General features: G+C 69.9%; 3 protein-coding genes. All 3 read right to left on the reverse strand.

Going from position 1 to position 4,736, the window contains the following annotated elements; genetic code table 11:
• On the reverse strand, positions 1-2,831 hold a 2,831-nt coding region (locus AC27KI_RS18855), incomplete at its 3' end, for a DUF6531 domain-containing protein (protein WP_487115239.1).
• A 372-nt stretch (positions 2,832-3,203) separates the two neighbouring features.
• A complete protein-coding gene (locus AC27KI_RS18860; RefSeq protein WP_284403008.1) occupies positions 3,204-3,671 on the reverse strand; it encodes a DcrB-related protein in 468 nt (155 codons plus the stop codon).
• Positions 3,672-3,709: 38 nt separating this feature from the next.
• A partial coding sequence (locus tag AC27KI_RS18865; protein ID WP_487115241.1) for a DUF2345 domain-containing protein occupies positions 3,710-4,736 on the reverse strand: 1,027 nt, incomplete at its 5' end.

A 4,736-nucleotide genomic window follows, 5' to 3' on the forward strand; every position in this document is an offset into this window, starting at 1 on the left:
CGCCCCAGGGCGTCGTAGGCGTAGCGGCTGGCCAGGCGGCCCTGGGTGCGCAGCACTTCCCGGTGCAGGTCGTCGCGCTCGATGTCGGCCACGACCACGCCGTCCAGATGGATCTGGTGCAGATGCCCGCTGCCGTAGTACAGGTGGTGCAGCGTGCGCCCATCGGGCAGGCCCGTCTCGGTGCGGTTGCCCAGGGCATCGTGGGCATGGCGCAGCTCGGTGCGCTCGCCGGTGGCGGCGTCGGTGGCGGCCTCCTTCACCACATCGCCGAGGGCGTTGTAGGCGTACTCCAGCGTGTGGACCGGGGCCTGCGTCTCAGCGTCCAGCATCTGCGCGCGCACCAGCCGGTGCAGCGGGTCGTAGGCAAAGCGCTGCAGCAGGGCGCCGCCCGGCGCGCCCTCGCCGGAGGGAAGGATCTGCTTTTCCTGCAGGCGCCCGAGCGCATCGCGCCGGTAGAGCGTGCGGATGGGCGAGGCCGGCACGTGCCCGGCAATGCCCTGCAGGCGCACGTCGTCCTCGCCCGGGTGTTCCACCAAGGCCACCACGCGGCCGGCGGGGTCGTAGTCGAGGGCGTGGCGGCTGCCATCGGGTCGGCGCTCTTCCAGCAGGCGGTCGGCGCTGTCGTAGGCGAACTCGTAGCTGGCGTGGTTCTCGTTGACCAGCATGGCCAGGCGGTGCGCTGCGTCGTAGCCCAGGTGGATGGCGCGGCCGTTCGGGGCCTGCAGGGTCAGCAGCTGGCCATGCAGGTTGTACTGGTAGCGGGTCGCACGCTGGCTCGAATCGCTGGTGGAGGCCAGCCGGCCGGCCGCGTCGTAGGCGTAGTTCTGCACGCTGCCATCGGGGTGCTGCACGCTCAGCAGGCGGCCCAGCGGGTCGTGGATGTACTGGGTGGACTGGCCCAGGGCATCGGTGCGCACCCGCAGATGGCCGTTGGCGTCGTATTCGAATCGGGTGGTCTTGCCCGAGCAGTCGGTGTGGCTGGCCAGCAGGGCCTGCGGCGTCCAGCGCCATTGCTGGCGGCCCCCGTTGGCATCGGTGGTGAGCACGGGCAGGCCGCGCGCGTCGTACACGGTGGCCTCCCGGTAGCGGGCGTCGGCCGGGGTGCCCGAAGGGTCTTGATCCGGCGCAAGGGACGCATCCGGCGCATCCTGCGCCAGGGGCGGGCCCAGCACTTCGGTGCAGTTGCCGCGTTCGTCGTATTCGTAGTGCCAGCGCGAGCCGTCCACAGCCGTCGTGGCGCGGATGCGCTGCAGGCGTTCGTGCCAGTCGATGCGCGCACTCTGGCCCAGCGGGTCGGTGGCGTGCACGAGGTTGCCCAGGCGGTCGTAGTCGAAGGTGAAGCGGCCGCCATCGGCGCGCGTCCAGGCCCGCAATTGCCACTGGCCGTTCCATTCCATGCGCTGGATGTGGCCCAGGGGGTCTTCGTAGCGGGTGACGTTCTGGTCAGCGTCGTGGTCGAAGAGCTGCACGCGCCCCAGGTGGTCGGTGACGCGCGTGCGGCGGTCGCCGTCGGCTTCGCCGGGCAGGTCGTATTCGAAGGTCCAGCTGGTTGCCGGCAGGCCGCCGCCCGCATCGTCGAGCCAGTGCCGCAGCACGCGGCCTTGCGGGCCCGGCCGGTCCCACTGGTAGTGGGCGACCAAGCCGCTTTCGAAGGTCTGGGCCACCATCGTGTGCTGTGCCCATTCGAAGCGGCGCACCGTGCGGCCGGTGCGGTCGGTCACCTGGACCAGGTCGCCTTCGGTGCTGTAGCGGTATTCGACCAGGGTGCCAGGCGGCCCGCCCGCGGTGAGGTCGATGCGCAACAGGCGCGGCCCACTGCCGGCCACCGCGTCCGGGGTGTAGTGCAGCGCCAGCCGGTGGCCGCTGGTGTCGGTGATGTGGCGCACCAGGCCCTGGGCGTCGCGGTGGTAATCGATGGCGTTGTGGTTCAGGTCGGCCCATTGCAGCAGGGACAGGCGCTCGCCATTGGCCTGGCTCCGGCGCGCGCCGAAGGTGTAGACCCAGCCCACCGAGGGCATGCCGATGTAGTAGACCCCGCCTTCGCTGCGGCTCAGTTGCAGGCCCTCGGGCACGCTGAACATCTGCCCGCCCGGCGGCAGGTCGTCGAAGGGAATGCCGCGACCCTGCTCGTCGATGTAATGCGCCTTGCCGTCCTGGAACACCAGCTCCACGCTGAACGGCAGGCTCCAGCCGGTTCCCAGCACGCCGGTGCGCGCGTCGGTGGAGGCATAGGTGCGCTGCCACACGATGGGCAGCGCGCCGCTCAGCGCGAAGTCGGTGTCGTCGTCGCCCAGCAGCACCTTGGCCCCGGTGACGGCGTGCACGGGCTTGCCCTGCAGCAGGTTGCCCAGGGCGGTGCCGGCGCTGTTGCCCGCGCCCTTCGCCGCGCCCTGCCCGCCATCGAAGGAGGGCATGACCTCGCCCAGCACCTTGGCGCCGACCACACCCATGCCCACGGCAATGCCGAAGCACTTGATGCCGGCTTTCAGGGCGCCCGCGGCCCCGCCCAGGATGCCGGCCCAGAACCGGGCCTTGGCCGCCAGCTCGCGGTCGGAGTCCGGGATTTCCTGCGCCCGGAAATTGGCCACGGGCACCGACTCGCCGCCGAAGTTGACGTCCTCCGAGCCCTTGCTGATCTTGGCCTCGCAGTCCACGTAGTCGCCCTCGCGGCCGGCGCGGAAGGTGTCGATGAAGATGTTCTCGCTGCCGAAGTTGACGAGGCTGGGCGGCATGCTGTGCTTGTCGCACATGGCCACGTCCAGCCCGGCGCGGATGGCAGGCAGCTTGTTGATGAAGACCGTGGCGACCCCGTCGCGGTGAGCTCGCCGCAATCGGAGCTGAAACTTCGCCCCAGCGCCTCCCCGAACGACTGGAAGAAGTCGCCCACCAGGCTGAACATGTGGCTCACCACCAGCGTGCCCACGAACACGGCCGCGCCGATCAGAAAGCCCGCCAGGGTGCCGAGCCCCGGGCAGGCGATGGTGCCCACGGCCGCGCCGATCGCCACCGCCGCCCCGAACTCGATCGCCACCGCCGTGGCCGCCCCCCGCCGCATGGCCCTCGCGGGCGTAGGTGTGGGCGATGGGATCGTGCAGGCGGGCGGCTTTGGGCATGGAGCGCGGAAGGAAGGTACGCCGGTGGGCGGGTTTGTAAAAGGCCGTGCGGTCTGTCGCGAAGGCGGCGTGGAGCCTTGGGGGCGTGCCTTACTGCGGCCGCACGCGCACGCTTTGCAGGATGGACGCCCACTGCGCTTCGTGGTGCGGCTTCCAGGGCGCCGCATGGGTGCCGGTGAGCACCAGCGCCTTGCGCTCGGGCAGCTCGATCAGCACGATGCGCTGGTACAGCGTGTGACCTTGCTTGCTGTACGAGACCGAGGCCCCCACGGCGTTGGGGGCAGCGGTCTCGTTGGCCGGCGGCTCACCGGCGGGGCCGTGCAGCGGCAGGCGCGCCCGGCTCATGTCGAGCTGCTTGTAGCTCTTGCCCACGGTGGACAGCGCACGCAGCTGCTCCTGCAGCAGCGCCTCGATCCCGCTGCCTTCGTCGAAGTAGTCGCGGGTGACGACCACGTTGAACGGCAGCGCCGGGTCCCCGAAGATGAGCACGTTCACGCTGCGGTCGATGAAGCCGTCGGAGGGCAGCTCGAACGCCGCCTCCTGGATGTGGTATTGCATGGATGGATTCCTAGGCTGCTGCCGGCGATGCCGGTGGGTCAGCAGTTCATGTTGATGGGCTTGCCGAACTCGTCGAGGCTTTCCGTGAAGCGCAGCAGGCCCTTGCGCACGCCGACGATCTCGATGTCCCCGTCCTTGGTGAGCTTGATGTACGCCTTGCCCTTGCCGCACACCAGGGTGATGCTGTCGGCCGCCTCCAGGCGGATGTGCTGTCCGGCATCGACCAGGACCGAATCCTGCGTGGCCTTGATGTTGACGTTCTCGTGGCCCAGCACGCTCGCATCGAGCGTCTTGGACGCCATGGTGATGTTCTGGTTGGCCGTGAGGTTCATGTGGCCGGCCTGCGCCTCGGAGGCCACGTCGCCCTGGGTCACCGTGTTGCGCTGCCCGCCCTGGGAGACGTGGGTGAGCATGCCGCCCTTGGCCAGCTGGGTGAGCTGCGCGCCGCTCGATACCGTGATGTGCTGCGTGGCGTGCATCGATGCGCTCTGCCCGGAGCTGATCACGATGGGCTTGGGGCTGATCATCGAATGCCCCTCGGGGCTGACGATGGACACGATGGGTTTCGTGATGTCCTTGGACAGCTCGCGCAGCGCCTGCGACTGCGGCATGGCCGGGTCGGTGTTGGTCGGCATGCTGACCTCGGGCCCGCCCCCTCCACCGCCGTCCCCACCGGCATCGGCAAAGGCGGCGACGGCCGCGGCGGCCTTCGCCAGGGACGACGCCCCGGCCTGGCCGCCGACCATGGAGGCCACGCCCGCGCCCAGGGCCATCATGTGCGAGGTCTTGAGGCCATTGATGGCGCCGATGGCCGAGTCCATGGCCTTCACGGCGCTTCCGGCCTCTTTCATCAGCGCCGCGGTGCCGGCCAGCCCGCTGCCCAGCTGATCGAACCCGTCCGGGTTGTTGCTCGCCACCTTGGAGGTGAAGTCCTGCGGGTATGTGGTGATCAGCAGCCCCTTGTCCGCCCGGATCGACCCCCACAGGTCCGTGCGCAGCTCGAACCCGTACCCGCGCTGCGAGCCGCTGCCCTGGTGCATCAGGTACCCCATGTTCAGGTACGTG

It is taken from the genome of Acidovorax sp. KPB24-03, assembly GCF_057546605.1.

What these genes read in the sequence shown, in the direction of transcription:
- AC27KI_RS18860 (WP_284403008.1), bottom strand. Translation starts at nt 3,671, where the DNA reads ATGCAATACCACATCCAGGAGGCGGCGTTCGAGCTGCCCTCCGACGGC.